This window comes from Flavobacterium frigoritolerans (assembly GCF_025847275.1).
GTDB classification, from domain to species: domain Bacteria; phylum Bacteroidota; class Bacteroidia; order Flavobacteriales; family Flavobacteriaceae; genus Flavobacterium; species Flavobacterium frigoritolerans.
This window is the reverse complement of sequence record NZ_JAOZEV010000010.1, coordinates 72,058-90,084: the sequence shown is the minus strand read 5'-3', so window position 1 is coordinate 90,084 and position 18,027 is coordinate 72,058. Positions and strand designations below refer to the sequence as shown.

Genomic DNA, 18,027 nt, shown 5'->3' with positions numbered 1-18,027 from the left:
TAATTAAGGATGAAAAATAAAACTTTTAATACCAAAGCTTTACTCGTAGCGACTCTAGTATCTGCACTAACTATCGTGCTTGTATTTTACGGGTCGAGACAATTGCAAAATTTTGATGCCGCATTAGTTACTTATTTATTCGGAACAGTATTCGCTTTTTTCGGAATCGTATATCGTTATTCGGTTTGGCTACAGCGTCCACCCACATGGATGTATTTTAAGCGAAGCATCAAGTTTCTATTTACAGGAAAGATAGTTGAACATTTGTGGTTTTTAGGAAAAGAATCGGTAGAGAATATTGTAGTTCAGAAATTTATTTACCCAAGAAGTAAATACCGTTGGATAGCTCACTTTTGTATTGCATTAGGGTGTATGTCGGCATTTGCAATAACAATTCCGCTTACGTTCGGATGGATCCATTTTACCTTGGCACCCGATTCAATTTCAATTTATGAAGCTCATTTTTTTGGATTTAAAATGATGGATTTCGAAATAGGATCATTTATGGCATTCATGATTTTTCATGCTTTAAACTGGTCGTCTTGGTTAGTTATAATTGGATCAGTTTATTATTTAAGAAGACGATTAACAAATCCGGGTTTAATAGCTACACAGACTTTTGAAGGTGATTTATTACCACTTATTTTATTGATAGCAATATCAGTTACAGGATTATGTCTTACCTATTCTTATCAGTTCATGAAAGGATTTGCGTTTGATTTTCTGGCTGTAATTCATGCCGTAACGGTAATTATGTTCTTGATATGGATTCCTTTCGGGAAATTCTTCCATATCATTCAGCGCCCAGCCCAGATTGGAGCTCATATTTATAAGAAAGAAGGAATAAAGATGGGAATGGCAGTTTGCCCGCATACAGGAGAAGAATTTGCGACCCAATTACATATTAATGATTTAAAGATTGTAACCAAAGAATTGGGTTTTGATTTTACACACGAAGATGGCACTTCGCACCTAGATTTAAGCCCAGAAGGAAAAAGGTCGCGTTTGGCACAAGCACATTTAAAAGCAAGATTAGAAAGTGGTGGAAGCTTATTTGGATAATTTTCATTTAGTATTTAGTACCAATTTATAGTTGCAGTGTTCAGTACAAGTTTACAGTTTGAATTGACAGTAAACAGATTAAGTTGAAATAGATTACTGAACACCGAGACAAGGACTAAAAACTGAAATTGAATACCAAATACTGCGACTGGAACTAAAAACTGAAAACTAAAAAAATAAACATGGCAAAATTACCTGTATCAACCGAAAAAATAATTGAAGATTTTGGACCGCATTTAAATTATGCACCCAAAGATGGTTACGAAGGTAGAGATGAACCAGATGAAATAGTAAAAACGCATTGTTGTTTTTGCGGAATGCAATGTGGTATTCAGCTATTAGTAAAAGAAAATAAAGTAGTAGGTTTTGAGCCTTGGATGGAATTTCCTTTTAACGAAGGACGTTTGTGTCCAAAAGGAGTACAACGCTATTTGCAAAATAATCATCCCGACCGACTTTTGCATCCTATAAAAAGAGTAGAAGGAAAAGGTTTCGAAAAAACTACTTGGGATGAGGCTATGGATAAAACCGTATCAGAAATAAAAAGAATTCAGGAAAAATATGGCAAGCATGCTTTTTCTATGTTGTCTGGAGTTTCGCTTTCCAACGAAAAAAGTTATTTGGTAGGGAAGTTTGCACGTGTAGCATTAAAAACCAGAAATCTGGATTATAACGGAAGACTTTGTATGGTGAGTGCAGGAGCAGGAAATAAAAAAGCTTTTGGATTAGACCGTGCTTCAAATAATTATTCTGATTTAGAATATGCCGAAGTAATTATTGTTAGTGGAGCAAATATTAGTGAAACTTTCCCAACATTAACCCATTGGATCTGGAAAGCCAGAGATAGAGGGGCTAAACTTATAGTTATAGATCCTAGAATGATTCCGTTGGCAAGAACAGCAGATATTCATTTAGATATAAAACCAGGAACAGACTCGGCATTATACGGAGCGATGCTAAAATATCTAGTTGATCATGATATGTTAGATCATGATTTTATAGATAATTATACATCAGGTTTTCAAGAAACAATCGATGCTGTAAAAGATTATACCTTAGAATGGGCAGAAGAAATTACAGGAATTGATAAAGATAAAATTAAAGCAGCTGCAGAATTATGGGGCAAAGCCAAAACGAGTTTTTTACTTCACGCACGCGGAATCGAACAACATACTAAAGGAGTTGATAATGTAGTAGGTTGTATCAATTTAGTTCTGGCAACAGGAAGACTTGGAAAACCTTATTGTGGATACGGAACAATAACCGGACAAGGAAACGGACAAGGAGGAAGAGAGCATGGTCATAAATGCGATCAGCTACCAGGAAATAGAGATATCGAAAATCCGGAACATCGTAAATACATATCACAAGTTTGGGGAATAGATGAAAAAGATATGCCAGGAAAAGGGCTATCGGCTTATGAAATCATTGATGCCATTCATAGAGGAGAAATAAAAGGACTACTTTCTATTTGTTTTAATCCGTTGGTATCATTGCCAAATAATAGCTATGTAAGAGAAGCACTAGAAAAATTAGAATTTTATGTTTGTATCGATTTCTTTTTGAATGAAACTGCCCGTCATGCAGATATTGTTTTGGCAGGTTCGCTACAGGAAGAAGAAGAAGGAACAACTACATCGGCAGAAGGACGAGTAATCCGAATTCGACAAGCCGTAACTCCTCCGGGAGATGCAAGAACAGATACTTCTATTTTCTTAGAATTGGCAAAAAGACTGGGTGAAGAAGATAAGTTTACTTATGAAAATAGTGAAGCAATTTTTAATGAACTTCGAGTTGCCTCAAAAGGAGGAACTGCTGATTATTTTGGAATATCTTATAAAAAAATAGAAGATAATATGGGCGTTTTCTGGCCTTGCCCAACAGATGACCATCCGGGAACACCTAGATTATGGGAAGATAAAGTATTTGCTACCGCAGATAAGAAAGCCCATTTTAATCCAGCACCTTACAGATTACCTAGTGAAGTTACAGATGAGAAGTATCCAATAACGCTTACAACAGGACGTGTTGTTTCTCAATATTTAAGCGGAACACAAACACGAAGAATAGGGAAGTTGGTAGATCAAATCCCAGAACCATTGTTAGAAATTCATCCAGAACTGGCTTTGAAATACGGAATTAAACAACGCGAATTAGTGCGAGTTGAAACCCGAAGAGGAGAAGGTATTTTTCCAGCAAACATTGTTGAGACTATCCGAAAAGATACCATTTTTATCCCTTACCATTGGCCGGGAGCAAAATCGGCGAATCAATTAACAATCGGAACATTAGATCCGGTTTCTAAAATGCCAGAATTTAAAGTTTGTGCCTGTTTATTGGATCCGCAAGGAGTAATTGCGCCGCCATCTACAGAATCAGAAGCTTATGCAAGTATTTAATCTATAAAAACGTGACTATGAACCAAACTAATTTTAATACAAATGAAGAGTTTTTTGTAGATCTGCAGCGTTGTATAGGTTGTAAGGCTTGCGAAATGGCTTGTGCCGAATGCGAAACCAATGGACAAGAATCATTGATTAGTGTGAATTATGTCGAGCGTTCTTCAACAATCCAAACTACAGTACAAGTTTGTATGCATTGTGAAGATCCAGTGTGTGCAAACGTATGTCCTGCTGATGCAATTTCGCAAGACGAATTTGGAATCGTGCATACTGCCAATACCGAAAGATGTATAGGTTGTTCCAATTGCGTGATGGCATGCCCGTTTGGAGTGCCTAAAAAAATGGAAGAGTACGATTTAATGATGAAATGTACCATGTGCTATGATAGAACGAGCGTGGGAAAAAAACCAATGTGCGCAACTGTTTGCCCAAGTGGTGCTTTGTTTTATGGAACAAGAGCCGAAATTGAGGAAATGAGACCAAATAGTACACCAATCAATACTTTCATCTTCGGAAAAGAAGTAGTAAATACCAAAGTAAATATTATGATGCCTAAAGGCAGTAATGAATTAAGAATATATTAAATCTAAAATCCATGTCAAAAGAAGATAATTTAAATCAAAACTGGAAAAAAGATTTCCCAATAAAAAAACAAGAATCTACTCAGGTAAGCCGACGTGATTTTGCTAAGTTCCTAACTTTTGTTTCTGGCGGGTTAATGGTCGGAAGCGGATTTGTTGCTGCAAAAGCCTATTTATTACCAAAAGAAGGAGTACAAGGAGAGCATTTTATTTGTAATAAAGATGAAGTTCCAGTAGGAGGAACAAGAGGATTTGTAATAGAAGGAAGTACGGTACCTTATATTTTGATACATCTGGAAAATGGAGATTTCAAGGCATACGAGCAAAAATGTACCCATTTGTCTTGTTCCGTATTTTATAAACCAGGAACAGGAATAATTCATTGTCCTTGCCATGACGGCTCATTTGATGCTGCGACTGGAGATGTAATTTCTGGACCTCCACCAAGAGCATTACCAAAATTAGAAGTGTTTTTTAAAGACAAAGGTGTTTTTGTAAAAGAATTTGTAGAACAGAAACAAAGCTAGAACAATCCTAAAAAAAATAGTAGTATGAGTACTTTTAGAAGAAGTCAGAATCGAGCCAATCCAAATAAGTTGAACAATATACTTTCGACACTAATTTTTATTTTAATCTTAAACGTGAGTATCCAAATTTGGTTGTTGTATGCTTCCCTAAACAATGCATTGGATAATAACACAGAAATATTATTGCCTGCATTTATAGCTTCTGCGGTATTGTTTTTAATTGGGTTTTCGTGGTTGTATTATTTGCCACAAGGAAACTTTAAAAACAAATAGTTTAATCTCACAATATTAATTGCTCACAGCGCAGACCTTTGTCAAAGTTTTGAACTTAGACAAAGGTTGTGTTGATTTTAATCGCAGTATGTAAAGAATTAAGCTTAAATTTATATTCCTTAAGATTTTTGAATTTAGTAATGAGTTTTACTAAATAAAAACATTTGTAATAAGTATTTTTACTTATATAAAATAGCCACCATGATTCAAGTAGATGAAGCCTTATCAATTATTGCAGACAATAGCATTAAAATGCCAGTTCGTAAAATCAAAGTAAATAAATCACTTGGTTATATACTTGCCGAAACAGTTTATGCACCTATTGCAATGCCTCCATTTCGTCAATCGGCTATGGATGGTTATGCCTTTACACATTCAAAGAATAAACAATATGGTGTAATTGGTATTTCGCAAGCAGGAGATAATGGCAAACATAAAATTAAAGACAGTCAGGCCATACGAATTTTTACAGGAGCATTTGTGCCAGATTCTGTTGATACAGTAGTAATGCAAGAGCATGTTACTGTCGATGGAGATTCGATTACGATAGATAAAATGCCAGAACCCAATGCAAATGTTAGAGCAAAAGGAGAACAGGTTAATGAAGGCGATATCATGCTCGAAAAAAACACACTATTGACTCCAGCAGGAATTGGCTTTTTGGCTTGTTTAGGAATTACAGAAGTTGAGGTTTATAGTAAACCAAAAGTTGCCATTCTAGTTACAGGAAATGAATTAGTACAAGCAGGAAAAAAATTAAAATTAGGTAAGATTTTCGAGAGTAATTCGATTATGTTGCAAGCAGCTCTTGAAACTGCAGGGATAAAAAAAGTAAAAGTTTTTAGAGTAAAAGACAATTTAAAAGCCACCAAAAAAGTTTTGAAAAAGCTTTTAGTAAAATACGATATGATTCTTGTTTCAGGAGGAATTTCGGTGGGTGATTATGATTTTGTTAAAGAAGCTTTATTAAAAAATGGAGTAGAAGAGTTATTTTATAAGATAAATCAAAAACCAGGAAAACCATTATTCTTTGGGAGTAAAGAAGAAAAATTAATTTTTGCATTACCCGGAAATCCAGCGTCGTCACTGACCAGTTTTTATGTGTATGTTTTACCAGCATTAAAAAAGATGATGGGATTTGAGGATATTCATTTAAAAAGAATTGTTCGTAAACTTAGCACAGCAGTAATCAATACTACAGGGAAAACATTATTTTTAAAAGCGTTGTATAATGAAACTCATGTAAGTGTATTAGACAGCCAAAGCTCGGCAATGTTAAATACTTTTGCTACAGCAAATTCCTTGCTTTTTGTACCTTACGACAGCACAGAAATTAAAAAAGAGGAAAATGTAACCTTGTTACCATTAGATTAAATATAATTATGAACATATTAACGACCGAAAATTTAATCATTTTTAGCATTGCACTTGTAGTAATCGCTTTTTTATACTCAAGCGTTGGACATGGCGGAGCTTCAGGTTATTTAGCACTTATGGCAATTTTTGCATTCCCGATAGGTATAATGAAACCTTCGGCATTATTGCTTAATTTGTTTGTGTCCAGCATCTCTTTTTTCTTTTATTATAAGATGAATTATTTTAAGCCCAAGCTCTTTTACCCTTTTGCAATAGCATCCATTCCAGCGGCTTTTATAGGAGGATTTATAACATTAGATAGTACGGTTTACAAAGTAATTTTAGGATTGGTTTTAGTATTTGCAGCATTTAGATTATTTGGTTTTTTTAATTTTAAAGAAAAAGAAGCTGTTGTAATTAAACTTCCTTTTGCTTTAGCATTAGGTTTTGGGATAGGTTTATTATCTGGAATGTTAGGAATTGGAGGCGGAATTATATTAAGCCCGATTTTATTATTTTTAGGTTGGGCATCAGTTAAAGAGTCTGCAGCGGTTTCAAGTCTATTTATTTTCGTAAATTCACTAGCAGGAATAACAGGTTATTTTCTAGGAGGAAAAAGCATCCCTATAGACAGTTTTTATTTAGTACCAATTGCGGTTTTCGGAGGAATCTTAGGAGGTTATTACGGAAGTGGGTATTTCTCTAATAAAACATTAAAATATGTATTAGGAGTTGTTATTTTATTAGCAAGCGTAAAATTGATATTTCCATAGATTGATAAAAATTCATTTAACGCATAGAAACATAGGTTTTATAAGTAAATGAAGAATACAAAAAGAAATATATGTTTACTCTGTGCTTTATAAATAAGTGAAATGCCTTTTTGAGAGTATAAAAATCTATGTTTCTATGTGTTAAAAGAAAAAAAAATTATAAATAGATTGATATGAAAGATCTGGCAGTTTTTATTCTATGTGGAGGAAAAAGTTCCCGGATGCAATCTGAGAAAGGATTGGTATTGTTTAAAGGCAAACCTTTTATAGAACATATCATTCAGGCTATTTTGCCGATTACAAATAACATACAGTTGGTTACAAATGGAAATGATTATGACTATTTGGAGTATAATAAAATAAGTGATATCGAAGTTGATAAAGGACCTTTGGGAGGGATTTATACCGCTTTGTATCATTCTGAAAGTGAATTTAACATGATTTTGAGTTGTGATATTCCCTTGATATCTACCGAATTATTAGCTGAGTTAATCGAGAAACATGATGAAGAAGCAGCGATTACAGTTTTATCATCAGAGAGCCGAATGCATCCTTTGATTGGGATTTATGCCAAGAAAAATCTTCCAGTGATAAAAGAAGCAATTGCACAAGGAGATTTAAAATTAATGAATCTGATTACCAAAGTGCCACACCAAATTATAACTTTAGACGAAAGTCAAAGTCTTAATTTTACAAATATAAATTCGCCAGATGAATTAAATGATCTTAATGCCAATTTAAATACGATGTTATGAGAATATCATTAAGACCCAAATTAACCGTAGTAGGAGCAGGGCCGGGAGATGTAGAGTTAATTACGATTAAAGCGATAAAAGCATTAGAAAATGCAGATGTAGTTTTATACGATGCTTTGGTAAACGAAGAGTTATTAAAATATGCTACAAATGCAGAAATTGTTTTTGTAGGTAAACGTTTGGGATGTCATGCATATAGCCAAGATCAGATAAATGAATTGATTGTATCGATGGCAGATCGTTATGGTCATGTTGTTCGGTTAAAAGGTGGAGATTCTTTTGTATTTGGACGCGGAATCGAAGAAATAGAATATGCGCAAAAGTTTAATCTGGAAACGGCAGTAGTACCCGGAATTTCATCAGCATTAGGAGTACCTGCTACAAACGGAATTAGTTTGACACAAAGAGAAATAGCCGAAAGTTTTTGGGTTATTACAGGTACAACCGCTGGTCATAAATTATCAAAAGATATAAATTTAGCGTCACAATCGGCAGCAACGGTTGTTATACTTATGGGAATGCATAAACTAGAGGAGATAATTGCATTATACCAAAAAAACAGAACGGATGATTTGCCAATAGCAATCATTCAAAACGGAACAAAAGAGAACCAGAAGAAAGTAACAGGAACGATTAGTACGATCGTTAAACTGGTTAAAGAAAAAGAAATAGCTTCGCCAGCAATAATTGTTATTGGTGAAGTAGTGAGAAATACATTAAAACTAAACTCCTATTTTGAAGAATATTTAGAAGATGAGTTTATTTATCAGAATTTAAATTTAAAGCCATGATAGAGGTTAAATATTTTGGTGCTGTCGCAGAAAAAACAAATTGCCCAACAGAAAAAGTTCCTTTGGGAAATTTATCATTGGAACAATTATTAAACGATTTAGATAAGAAATATCAGTTAAATACGCTTTCGTTTAGTATAGCAATCAATCAGAAGATAGTTCCAAAAACTACTGTTTATGAATTAAAAAGCAATGATATTATTGCTCTATTGCCACCATTTGCAGGTGGATAAATACATTTAATATGGCAGCATCACGTTATAATAGACAAGTTATACTTCCAGAAGTAGGAGAAATTGGTCAGCAAAAATTACTTAAAGCCAAAGTATTGATAATTGGAGCAGGAGGTTTAGCATCGGCTATATTGCCTTATTTGGTAGCTGCAGGAGTTGGAGAAATAGGAATTGTAGATGATGATGTAATAGAGCTGAGTAATTTGCATCGTCAGGTTATTTATAAAAATGATGCAGTTGGAAAAAGTAAAGTGCTCGAGGCAAAGCGCATTGCAACTGAATTAAATCCAACAGTTAAAATAAATGCTATACCCGAAAGACTTTCGGGAGAAAATGCGCTCGATTTATTTGAGCATTATGACATAATAGTTGATGCAACAGATAATCTATCAACTAAATATCTTATAAACGATGCTTGTTGCGTGGTAAATAAGCCATTAGTTTATGGATCTATTTATAGATTTGAAGGGCAAGTTTCAGTCTTTAATTATAAAAATGGACCTACATATCGTTGCTTGTATCCAGATGAAAACAGCCAGTCTTTAAATTGTAATGATGCAGGAGTAATCGGAATTTCGGTAGGGATTATCGGAATGCTACAAGCAAATGAAGTCATAAAAATGATTTTAGGAATAGGTGAGGTGCTTAGTGGTAAAATACTGGTTTATAATTTATTGAATAACGAACAACAAAAGTATGACTTCGAAAAAAAGGAAAACGTAGTTATAGATAAATTAGCTTTTGAAGCAAAATATAAAGTAATTGAAAATCAAGCAGAAGAAATAACAGCCAAAGCTATTTTGGATAAAATAGATACAGATGAGGTTCTTTTTTTAGATGTTAGAAATTCGGGAGAACTTCCAGAAATTAGTTTTAAAAATAGCATTCAGATTCCGTTATTGAATTTAGAAAAGGAAATAGAAAAACTGAATAAAAATCAAATAATTTATGTTTTCTGTCAATCAGGAATAAGAAGTAAAACAGCAACTGAATTACTTAATAAGAATCAGTTTAAAAATGTGAAAAGTATAATTGGAGGAGCTTTGGTATTGGAGCAATTATTGAGAAAAGACACTAAGGTTCTGAGATTCTAAGTTTCTAAGAATTTAAGCTTTGCGAACTTTGCGTAAATCTTTGTGAACTTTGCGGTTAGTTTTTTAGCCTTAGATTAAAATAAAATTAGCGAGAATTAGTGAAATTCTGAGCTAAATAAAAATAAAAAAAATGAGTAAAAATGTATTTGTAGAAGGACCAATTTCTTCTGAATTTATCGCTGAATCTATTGCGAAGCACCAATCGAAACATACTATTGGTGCGCACAATATTTTTTTGGGACAAGTTCGTGCCGATGTAATTCATGACAATACGGTAGTAGCCATTGATTATTCGGCTTATACCGATATGGCAAATGAAGCTTTACATGCAATTCGAGAAAAAGCATTTGCTAAATATGATTTAACCTGTATGCATATTTATCATAGTTTGGGCGTTGTAAAAGCGGGTGAAATTTGTTTGTTTGTTTTTGTTTCGGCTACAAGACGCAAACAAGTTTATGAAGCTACAGAAGCCATTGTAAATTGGATAAAAACCGATGTGCCTATTTTTGGCAAAGAATTATTTGAAAACGATACTTTCACCTGGAAGAAAAATACCTAGAAAATGGTTGATATTACCCATAAAATAAATACGTTACGTTCAGCAACCGCAACCGCAATTGTAAAAGTGAGCCAACAAGCTACTATAGATGCCATTGTGAATAATTTAGTACCAAAAGGGAATGTGATGGAAATGGCAAAAACGGCAGGATTATTTGCTGTAAAAAATACCCATTTATCCATTCCGGATTGCCATCCTATTCCAATCGAATTTACATCTGTAGAATATAAAATTGAGGGTTTAACTATCGAAATTATATTTAGAGTTAAAACGGTTTACAAAACAGGAGTGGAGGTTGAGGCAATGCATGGAGCTTCAATTGTGGCGCTTACAATGTATGATATGCTTAAACCAATTGATAAAGAGATTGAGATAGCTACCATAAAATTAATTAATAAAGAAGGAGGGAAATCATCATTCAAGAACCGTTTTCCCGCAACTATAAAAGCAGCAGTTTTTGTATGTTCTGATTCAATTTTTGCAGGTGATAAAGAAGATCGTTCTGGTAAAATTATTGTCGAAAAACTAGAGTCTTGTGGAGTAGAAACAGCACATTACGAGATTATTCCTGATGAAGTTGATATTATTCAGGAAAGAACTAAAGCTTACGCAAAAGAGAATCAGTTAGTGATTTTTACAGGAGGAACAGGCTTGTCGCCACGTGATGTAACTCCCGAAGCATTAGCACCTTTATTAGAAAGTCGTATTCCGGGTATCGAAGAAGCAGTTCGCAATTATGGACAACAGCGTATGCCGTATGCCATGTTATCACGAACAGTTGCAGGAACTCTAGGAAAGACTTTGGTATTAGCTTTGCCAGGATCAACAAATGGAGCTAGAGAGTCTATGGATGCTATTTTTCCGCATGTTTTGCATGTATTTCATATTTTAAAAGGCAATAATCATGATGCCAAATAACACAGTTTTAACAGATGATTTTGGGCGTAAGCACAACTATTTGCGTATCTCGCTCATAGAGAAATGCAATTTGCGTTGTACGTATTGCATGCCAGCTGATGGAATTACTCTAACTCCAAAAAATGAGTTAATGTCTGCCGAAGAGGTTTTTGCTATCGCACAAACATTTGTACAAAACGGTGTTGATAAAATCCGATTAACTGGAGGAGAGCCACTTTTAAGAAAAGATTTTCCAGAAATTATTTCAAAATTAGCCACTTTTAATATTAAACTGTCTCTTACCACCAATGGCATTTTAATAGACCGACATTTAGCCGTTTTAAAGCAATTTAATGTTCGGGATATTAATTTGAGTCTGGACACTTTAATTGCTTCAAAATTCAATTCTATAACGCTCCGTAATCAGTTTGATAAAGTAATTGACAATTTACATTTGCTTTTAAACAATGATTTTAATGTGAAAGTAAATGTAGTGCTGATAAAAGGATTTAATGAGGATGAGATTATTGATTTTATCGAATTAACGAAGTTTTTACCCTTATCAATTCGGTTTATAGAGTTTATGCCTTTTGCAGGAAATGCATGGGATAAAAGTAAAATGGTTTCGCAAAAACAAATTCTAGAAACGCTTTCAAATCACTACGATCCATCTCAAATTGAAAAATTAGCAGATGAGAAAAACTTCACAGCAAGAACTTTTAAAATAAAAGATTATCAAGGTAGTTTTGGAATTATAAGTTCGGTTACGAATCCGTTTTGTGATAGCTGTAATAGAATCCGCCTTACGGCAAATGGTAAGATAAAAAACTGTTTGTTTTCTAATGCCGAAACTGATTTATTGACTCCTCTTAGGAATGGAGAACAGATTACCGACTTGATTTCTGCAACCATTAATAGCAAGAAAAAAGTGAGAGCAGGAATGACTACGATTAAGGAATTGAACAACCCAAATTTAAACCAAGACAATCGCAGTATGATTGCTATTGGGGGATAATTTTTGAGTTGCAAAGGATTTTTTAAAAGGTTCTGAGGCTTTTGAGGCTCAAAGGGACAAAGGTTTTCTGTAGAGAAGCACCGCAGTGCGTCTGCACAATATTGGTTTATTTATAATGCAATCATATATCAGGCGGAGTCGAAGCTTAATTATAAAGTCATTCGATTTACTTTATGCTGAGAAAAAACAAACATTACCCTAATATTTAAACGTATAATCATGCAGAGTAAAGTCGAAACCTTTTCAAACAAAAAAAGGGTTTAACTTTTTAAAGTTAAACCCTATCTCAAAATTATTTTTTCTTTTTCGATTTCGATTTTTTTGCCTTCTTTTTGGCTATTTTTTTCGCTTTAGCTTTTTCTTTAGCTTTCTTCGTTTTTTCTTTCTTTTTGGCTTTAGCTTTAAGTTTTGCTTTTTTAGCTTTCTCTTTCTTTTTATCCTTCTTAGCTTTTTCTTTTTTCTTAGCTAATTTCTTTTTTTCTTTCTCTTTGTCCTTATCCTTGTCTTTGTCTTTCATCTTTTTCTTCTTTTTATTTTTAGATTTTTCTTTAACGATTTCTCCTATTGCATCAACTAAATTACCCGTACTAGGCGCTTTTCCTTTTTTTTCTTTTTTCTCTTTTGGTGTTACAGCAGGTTTTTCTACTATTGTTTTTTCCACTGCTTTTACAACAGGAGTAACTGCTTTCTTAGCGGGAATAGTTTGAGGAGTTTTTATAGGTGCAGGAGTAGCCTCTGTAGTTTGTACTTTAGCAACTGGTTTTACTGGGGTTGCTTTTTTTGCAGGGGCTTTTGGAGCAACTTTTACTGGTGTAGTAGCTACTGTTGGCTTTCTTACACGAGCTCTTTGCGGACTTTTTGCAGGTGCTGGTGTTGCTGGTTTTTTGTCTTCTACAATTGGTTGAATGTCATCTGTTTTGGGTAAATCAGTATTTTGAGGAATACCTTCTGTTGCATTTTTTTCCATATGATATTGGCTTTATAATTGAAAAGTTCTGAAGTTAGTAATGATGAAAGATTAAGTATATGTCTAAATTGTTAACTTTCAGTTAAGTAAATATAATCAATATAAATGTACGGCAATGTTAAGTTTTTCCTCAATCATGTACCTTTTGATTATTTCACCCATTATCTGCAAAAAAAATCCCCTTTGCTTTGAGACAAAAGGGAAGTTATGATATTGAGTTTAAAAATGGATGATTTACGAAATGATTCTATTTTTTGAAAGAAAAAATTCTTGGGTTTACAGAAATCATTAACCAAGCCCAGTTGTTGGTATGACCAGCATATCCAGGAGCTTTTAAAACTTCTAAAGTTTTAGTACCAAACATCTGAGAATACCCTCCTGTAAGAGTGATATCTTTTTTGAAATTGAATCCAGCTGTAAAGTCGATCTCAGTTCCTAAATAAGAATCCATTTTTTTGTCTGCTACAACCACATCAGCAGCAGATAAGAATACATGCGGTATTAATGCAAATTGCCATTTTTTTACATTGTAATTGAATTTCAAAGAGGCATCTTGTAAACCAACGCTGTTTTGATGACCTCCTCCAACATAAAAATAATCCATATAACCGTTGAAAGCATGATTGGTACCAAAAATAGGGTTGAATGATTTGATAACTGTACTTCCGTCATTTGTATCTTTTCCAGATAGATATTCGTAACCAATACCAGCTTTAAATGAATCTGTTATACTGTATGAAAAGTTCACAGCCCCATCCCAGGCGCTAACTTGTTTGTCTGCACTTTTTCCGGTTTGACCGTAGAAACTTAAGTTACTATCAATTTTTTTTGTTTTGTAAGTCAGGTAAGTTCCAAAAGTTTGTTTGTAATCAACTAGTAATTTTTTATCGATATTGTTATTAGCATATTCATAACCTGTATTCAAAACTAATAGACTAACTCCTAATTTGTCTATATTAGTATGATACCATGCATATTGCATTGTTTTATAATTACCTACTGTGTATGGAGTTTGAAAGTTGTTTTCGGCGTCAGAGTTGTAGGCTAATCCCATATCAAGCTGATGGTTTTTTGGATGAAACGAAACCATTAAGGCATCGTGACTTTGTCCTTGTTGTAACCAGTCGATTTCTCCCATAATACGTTGATTGTCGTATGAAAGTACTTGACGTCCCGCTCTTGCGCTCCATTTTTCACTTATATCATATTGTGCCCACGCTTCAAAAACAGCAACCCCATTTTTATCTGAAGTTGCGGTTGTTGGTACATCTCCCCATGTTCTAACATTTTGAAGTGTTAATTTGACTTTTAGTTGGTCTTGCGCAAAGTTTAAATTTAATCTTGAGCGTTGTGAGATTTGAGAAGTTGCTTCCTGACCTTCTGGTATAAGAGTTTTATATCCGTTACGGTATTCAAAACGAGGTCTAAGTTGTAAATTTGCATCAAATTCCTGCGCTTGCAGACTAATGCTTATTCCGCCAAATATCAATAAAGCAATAATTTTTATTTTTTTCATGAGAGAGTTATTTTTATGTAGTACAAATTTAAAGGACTAAAAAGTCTTTTATTGTGATAAAAGTCATGAAATCAGTATTCTATAATAAAATATTGTTATTTATTATTTTACAGGATGCCTCTTAACTTAATATTTTATTATGGTTAGATGCATTTTTATAAAGTAGGTTGCGAAAATAATAAATAGAAGAACTAGGGCAAAAGTGATCAATAAAGATATAATTTTATTTGTAACTATAACAATTTTAATTGGTTATGATGTGTTTGTAGTAATGAAAGGAAATAGGAGAGAAGTTAATTATTGTACAGAAAACAATAATTAAGGTACGATAAAGAAAGAGTTTTAATCTTGATAGATACTTATATTGTGTTTAGATGAAAAACTAATTTATGCACTTTAATAGTAAGTATAAATACTTGTTTTTAGAACTGTGAAATATTATCTGTTTTAATCTGTACCAAAGAATATTCAGTAGCTTTATTAGATAGTTCCATTAAGTTTTTTACTTTGAGTTTTTTCATTAAATTAAAACGATGAACTTCGGCAGTTCTTTTACTAATACTAAGAGTTTCAGCAATTTCTTTGTTTCCTTTCCCAGATAATAATAATCTGAGAATTTCTTTTTCTCTTTTGGTAATTATGACTTCATCGTTTAAAGATTGTCTTAAATCGTCATTGAAGTTATTATAAAGTACTTGTTTGATTAATATTGCCGATACATCTCCACTAAAGTATTTACCGCCTTGAGTGACTGCATGTAGTGCTTTTAAGAATTCTTCTTTGCTTGAACCTTTTAATAAATAACCATCTGCACCAGCTTTAATAGATTTTAATACATACTCTTCAGATTCATACATAGTTAGTATAATTATCTTAACAAGTTGATTTTGTTCTCTAAGTTTTTCTACTACCTCTATACCATTTAAGTGTGGCATGCGAATATCTACTATAAGTAAATCGGGTTGTTTATTAATAACAACTTCTAGAGTTTCTATGCCATCAGCAGCTTCGCCAACAACCTCAATATTAGGTTCGTTCTTTAATAATGATTTAATCCCATCCCTTACAAATACATGGTCATCTGCTAGAACAACACGAATAATATCTGCCATTTTACTTAATTTTTAAATTAAATTTTACGTATAATCTGCTAGGTTATTATGCTAATATACGTAATTCTTAATTTTTTGAGATTTTTTTTAGGCCGTTATTTATAAGTTTTATTTTATTATTTTAAACTCACTTGATTTTAAACTCAAAATTGATGAAGAGATGTGATAAATTACAATCCTAAAGAAGCTTTTATTAATTCAAGATTTTCTGCGCTATAGTTTATTTTTAGCGCTTCTTGATGACCATTGTCAGACATTTTGTCCCAAGTTTTTTTGATGATATTTTTGAGTTTTTCTTCATCGTGTTTATGTACAAAAGGATCAAGATAATACTCTAGAAAGACAAGACAAATAACATCTTCTAGTAATTGGGTTTCTGTATCTTTTTTAAGTAATTTTTTTTCAATCAAAAAAGAAACACGAGCAATAAATTCAGCATTATAACCTGCTTTTTCTAGAATTACTGCTGCTGTTTTTGCATGGAATTTTTTTAATTCTTCTCTCCATTTTAAATATCCTACGCGATCCATCGGGTAAGATTCGCGTGCAACTTTCCATCTGCATATATGTTGGGCTTTAGAAGCAATTTGTACTTCTTCAGAAGCTTCAGGATAAAAGCTCATCAATTTAGTATACATTCTGTTAGAGTATAAAAGCTCTTTAGGATATGTACTATTTTTATAGGATTCCTGATTAGGATCTTGAGCATTTTCGGCATCAATCCATTCGCTTGCTTTTTGAAAAGGTGTTGTCATTTATAAGGATATATATACAATCAAAGATACATAATTTAAGAGATATAAATAGTCTAAAAGTCAATAGGAATCGTACTATCGACAGTACAAATGAGCTAGCGTTAGTTACTGCTGATTGTTGCACTTCTTTTTTTATTGTAAATTAGCTAAAAAAAATATTTTATTTATTAAAGAAGTTAACCTGATAATAACTAGAGCGTTAATTTTAAAATTACACACATGAAAAAACTATTCTTATTAGTCTCAGTCGCAATTTTGTCATTTAGCTGTAAAACGGCAGTAAAGCCTTTAACACAACCAAAGGTAGATAATCCCGCATCTATGAATACAAATAATGCAGACGAATATGATGGCTCTACGTTTTTTAAAGCCACTGGAAACGAACCTTTTTGGGGTTTGAAAATAGGAAAAGAAACAATCAGATTTACATCGCTGATAGAAGGATTAGAAGAGATTAGTTCTCCTTACGTTGACCCAATAAGAGCGATGGATGCCAATGTTAAGTTATATCGTTTTAATACTAAAACAGGTAGTATGAGTATTACTATCCAGCAAATGGATTGTACAGATACTATGTCTGGAGATAAATCGCCTTATAATGTTAAAATCGAAATTACCAATAATAGTGATGCAAGCGTAAAAAAGATCGAAGGTTGTGGAAGATACATCACCGATTATCGCTTACATGATATTTGGGTTTTGGAGCAATTAAACGGGAAAAAAGTTGCTATAGCTGATTTTCAACGTGAATTACCAAGAATTGAAATTTATAGTGCCGAGAATAGATTTTCGGGTTTTGGAGGATGCAATCAAGTTAACGGAGGTATCTTTTATGAGAAAGATTTATTACGCTTTACAAATGTAGTTTCAACGGAAATGGCTTGTAATGGTGGCAACAATAAAGAAGACGAGTTTTTAAAAGCGCTTCAGAGTACAACAACTTATACAGTTGCAAATAACAGATTGTCCTTGTCAAACCCATCAGGATTACTTTTGGTTTTTAAGAAAGTTGATTAAGGGAGGGGAAGTTGCAAAGGCTTTTAGGTTCAAAGTTGCAAAGGTTCTGAGGCACTAAGGTACTGAGATTAAAAAAGACAAGCTACATAATTATGTGGCTTGTCTTTTTTAACTATGTTATGAATTCATTTATATATAAAATAGAGTAAATACTCAATGGGATTTTTAATAGTCTTGTCACGTGAATAAAGAGTTTCGCAAACAGTTAACCAGACGATATTGAGTTACTAGTGTAGTTCTTTCTACGTCAGGTTGACTTGAAGTAATTCCTCAGAGCCTTTGTTTTTTACGACTCTGAGGCTCTTTTATCTGAATTTCTTAGAACCTCAGAACCCTTTG

General features: G+C 33.2%; 19 protein-coding genes. 15 read left to right on the top strand and 4 right to left on the bottom strand.

The genetic code is table 11. The features are described 5' to 3' along the window. Positions 1-9 precede the first annotated feature (9 nt). The 14 genes from OIU80_RS13365 (at position 10) to moaA (ending at position 12,321) form a co-directional block, all read left to right on the top strand. Positions 10-1,062 carry an MFS transporter gene (locus OIU80_RS13365; RefSeq protein ID WP_264287502.1) on the top strand — a complete coding sequence of 351 codons (1,053 nt, stop codon included), beginning with the start codon at positions 10-12 and terminating at the stop codon, positions 1,060-1,062. A gap of 182 nt (positions 1,063-1,244) precedes the next feature. Further along, positions 1,245-3,461 carry a molybdopterin oxidoreductase family protein gene (locus tag OIU80_RS13360; protein WP_264287501.1) on the top strand — a complete coding sequence of 739 codons (2,217 nt, stop codon included), beginning with the start codon at positions 1,245-1,247 and terminating at the stop codon, positions 3,459-3,461. Between the two features lie 17 nt (positions 3,462-3,478). After that, the gene (locus tag OIU80_RS13355; protein WP_039112845.1) at positions 3,479-4,048 is read left to right on the top strand and encodes a 4Fe-4S dicluster domain-containing protein; all 570 of its coding nucleotides are present in this window, start codon (positions 3,479-3,481) and stop codon (positions 4,046-4,048) included. Between the two features lie 11 nt (positions 4,049-4,059). Further along, positions 4,060-4,572 (top strand): Rieske (2Fe-2S) protein, encoded by a 513-nt coding sequence (locus OIU80_RS13350; protein WP_264287500.1) that lies wholly within the window; start codon positions 4,060-4,062, stop codon positions 4,570-4,572. Between the two features lie 24 nt (positions 4,573-4,596). After that, positions 4,597-4,845 (top strand): DUF6755 family protein, encoded by a 249-nt coding sequence (locus OIU80_RS13345; protein WP_264287499.1) that lies wholly within the window; start codon positions 4,597-4,599, stop codon positions 4,843-4,845. Between the two features lie 201 nt (positions 4,846-5,046). After that, positions 5,047-6,219 carry a molybdopterin molybdotransferase MoeA gene (locus tag OIU80_RS13340; RefSeq protein ID WP_264287498.1) on the top strand — a complete coding sequence of 391 codons (1,173 nt, stop codon included), beginning with the start codon at positions 5,047-5,049 and terminating at the stop codon, positions 6,217-6,219. An 8-nt stretch (positions 6,220-6,227) separates the two neighbouring features. Then, a complete protein-coding gene (locus tag OIU80_RS13335) occupies positions 6,228-6,974 on the top strand; it encodes a sulfite exporter TauE/SafE family protein (protein WP_264287497.1) in 747 nt (248 codons plus the stop codon). A 173-nt stretch (positions 6,975-7,147) separates the two neighbouring features. Then, the gene (locus OIU80_RS13330) at positions 7,148-7,729 is read left to right on the top strand and encodes a molybdenum cofactor guanylyltransferase (protein ID WP_264287496.1); all 582 of its coding nucleotides are present in this window, start codon (positions 7,148-7,150) and stop codon (positions 7,727-7,729) included. Continuing rightward, positions 7,726-8,520, top strand: coding sequence for a uroporphyrinogen-III C-methyltransferase (cobA, locus tag OIU80_RS13325; protein WP_264287495.1), 795 nt, complete (start codon positions 7,726-7,728; stop codon positions 8,518-8,520). Before OIU80_RS13330 ends, cobA begins: the two co-directional genes overlap by 4 nt. Beyond that, positions 8,517-8,753: a MoaD/ThiS family protein gene (locus OIU80_RS13320; RefSeq protein WP_039112838.1), complete on the top strand. Its 237-nt coding sequence runs from the start codon at positions 8,517-8,519 to the stop codon at positions 8,751-8,753. Before cobA ends, OIU80_RS13320 begins: the two co-directional genes overlap by 4 nt. A gap of 11 nt (positions 8,754-8,764) precedes the next feature. Next, positions 8,765-9,847, top strand: coding sequence for a HesA/MoeB/ThiF family protein (moeB, locus tag OIU80_RS13315; RefSeq protein ID WP_264287494.1), 1,083 nt, complete (start codon positions 8,765-8,767; stop codon positions 9,845-9,847). 130 nt (positions 9,848-9,977) lie between these two features. Then, positions 9,978-10,409, top strand: a complete 432-nt coding sequence (locus OIU80_RS13310) for a molybdenum cofactor biosynthesis protein MoaE (protein WP_264287493.1) — start codon at positions 9,978-9,980, stop codon at positions 10,407-10,409. A 3-nt stretch (positions 10,410-10,412) separates the two neighbouring features. Continuing rightward, on the top strand, positions 10,413-11,327 hold the full coding sequence (gene moaCB / locus OIU80_RS13305; protein ID WP_264287492.1) for a bifunctional molybdenum cofactor biosynthesis protein MoaC/MoaB: 915 nt from the start codon (positions 10,413-10,415) through the stop codon (positions 11,325-11,327). Continuing rightward, positions 11,314-12,321, top strand: coding sequence for a GTP 3',8-cyclase MoaA (moaA, locus tag OIU80_RS13300; RefSeq protein WP_264287491.1), 1,008 nt, complete (start codon positions 11,314-11,316; stop codon positions 12,319-12,321). The genes moaCB and moaA overlap by 14 nt, the downstream gene beginning before the upstream one ends. Before the next feature lie 292 nt (positions 12,322-12,613). Here the strand turns inward: moaA and OIU80_RS13295 are convergent, their stop codons facing one another. From OIU80_RS13295 to OIU80_RS13280, 4 genes are all read right to left on the bottom strand, one after another. Further along, positions 12,614-13,288: a hypothetical protein gene (locus OIU80_RS13295; RefSeq protein WP_264287490.1), complete on the bottom strand. Its 675-nt coding sequence runs from the start codon at positions 13,286-13,288 to the stop codon at positions 12,614-12,616. Positions 13,289-13,535: 247 nt separating this feature from the next. Next, positions 13,536-14,804, bottom strand: a complete 1,269-nt coding sequence (locus OIU80_RS13290; protein ID WP_264287489.1) for an alginate export family protein — start codon at positions 14,802-14,804, stop codon at positions 13,536-13,538. 422 nt (positions 14,805-15,226) lie between these two features. Beyond that, the gene (locus tag OIU80_RS13285; RefSeq protein ID WP_264287488.1) at positions 15,227-15,916 is read right to left on the bottom strand and encodes a response regulator transcription factor; all 690 of its coding nucleotides are present in this window, start codon (positions 15,914-15,916) and stop codon (positions 15,227-15,229) included. Positions 15,917-16,086: 170 nt separating this feature from the next. Further along, complete coding sequence (locus tag OIU80_RS13280) at positions 16,087-16,671, bottom strand: DUF4202 domain-containing protein (RefSeq protein ID WP_264287487.1); 585 nt, start codon at positions 16,669-16,671, stop codon at positions 16,087-16,089. Positions 16,672-16,890: 219 nt separating this feature from the next. Between OIU80_RS13280 and OIU80_RS13275 the strand changes: the two genes are divergently transcribed. After that, positions 16,891-17,688, top strand: a complete 798-nt coding sequence (locus OIU80_RS13275) for an META domain-containing protein (protein WP_264287486.1) — start codon at positions 16,891-16,893, stop codon at positions 17,686-17,688. The last annotated feature ends 339 nt before the right edge of the window (positions 17,689-18,027 follow it).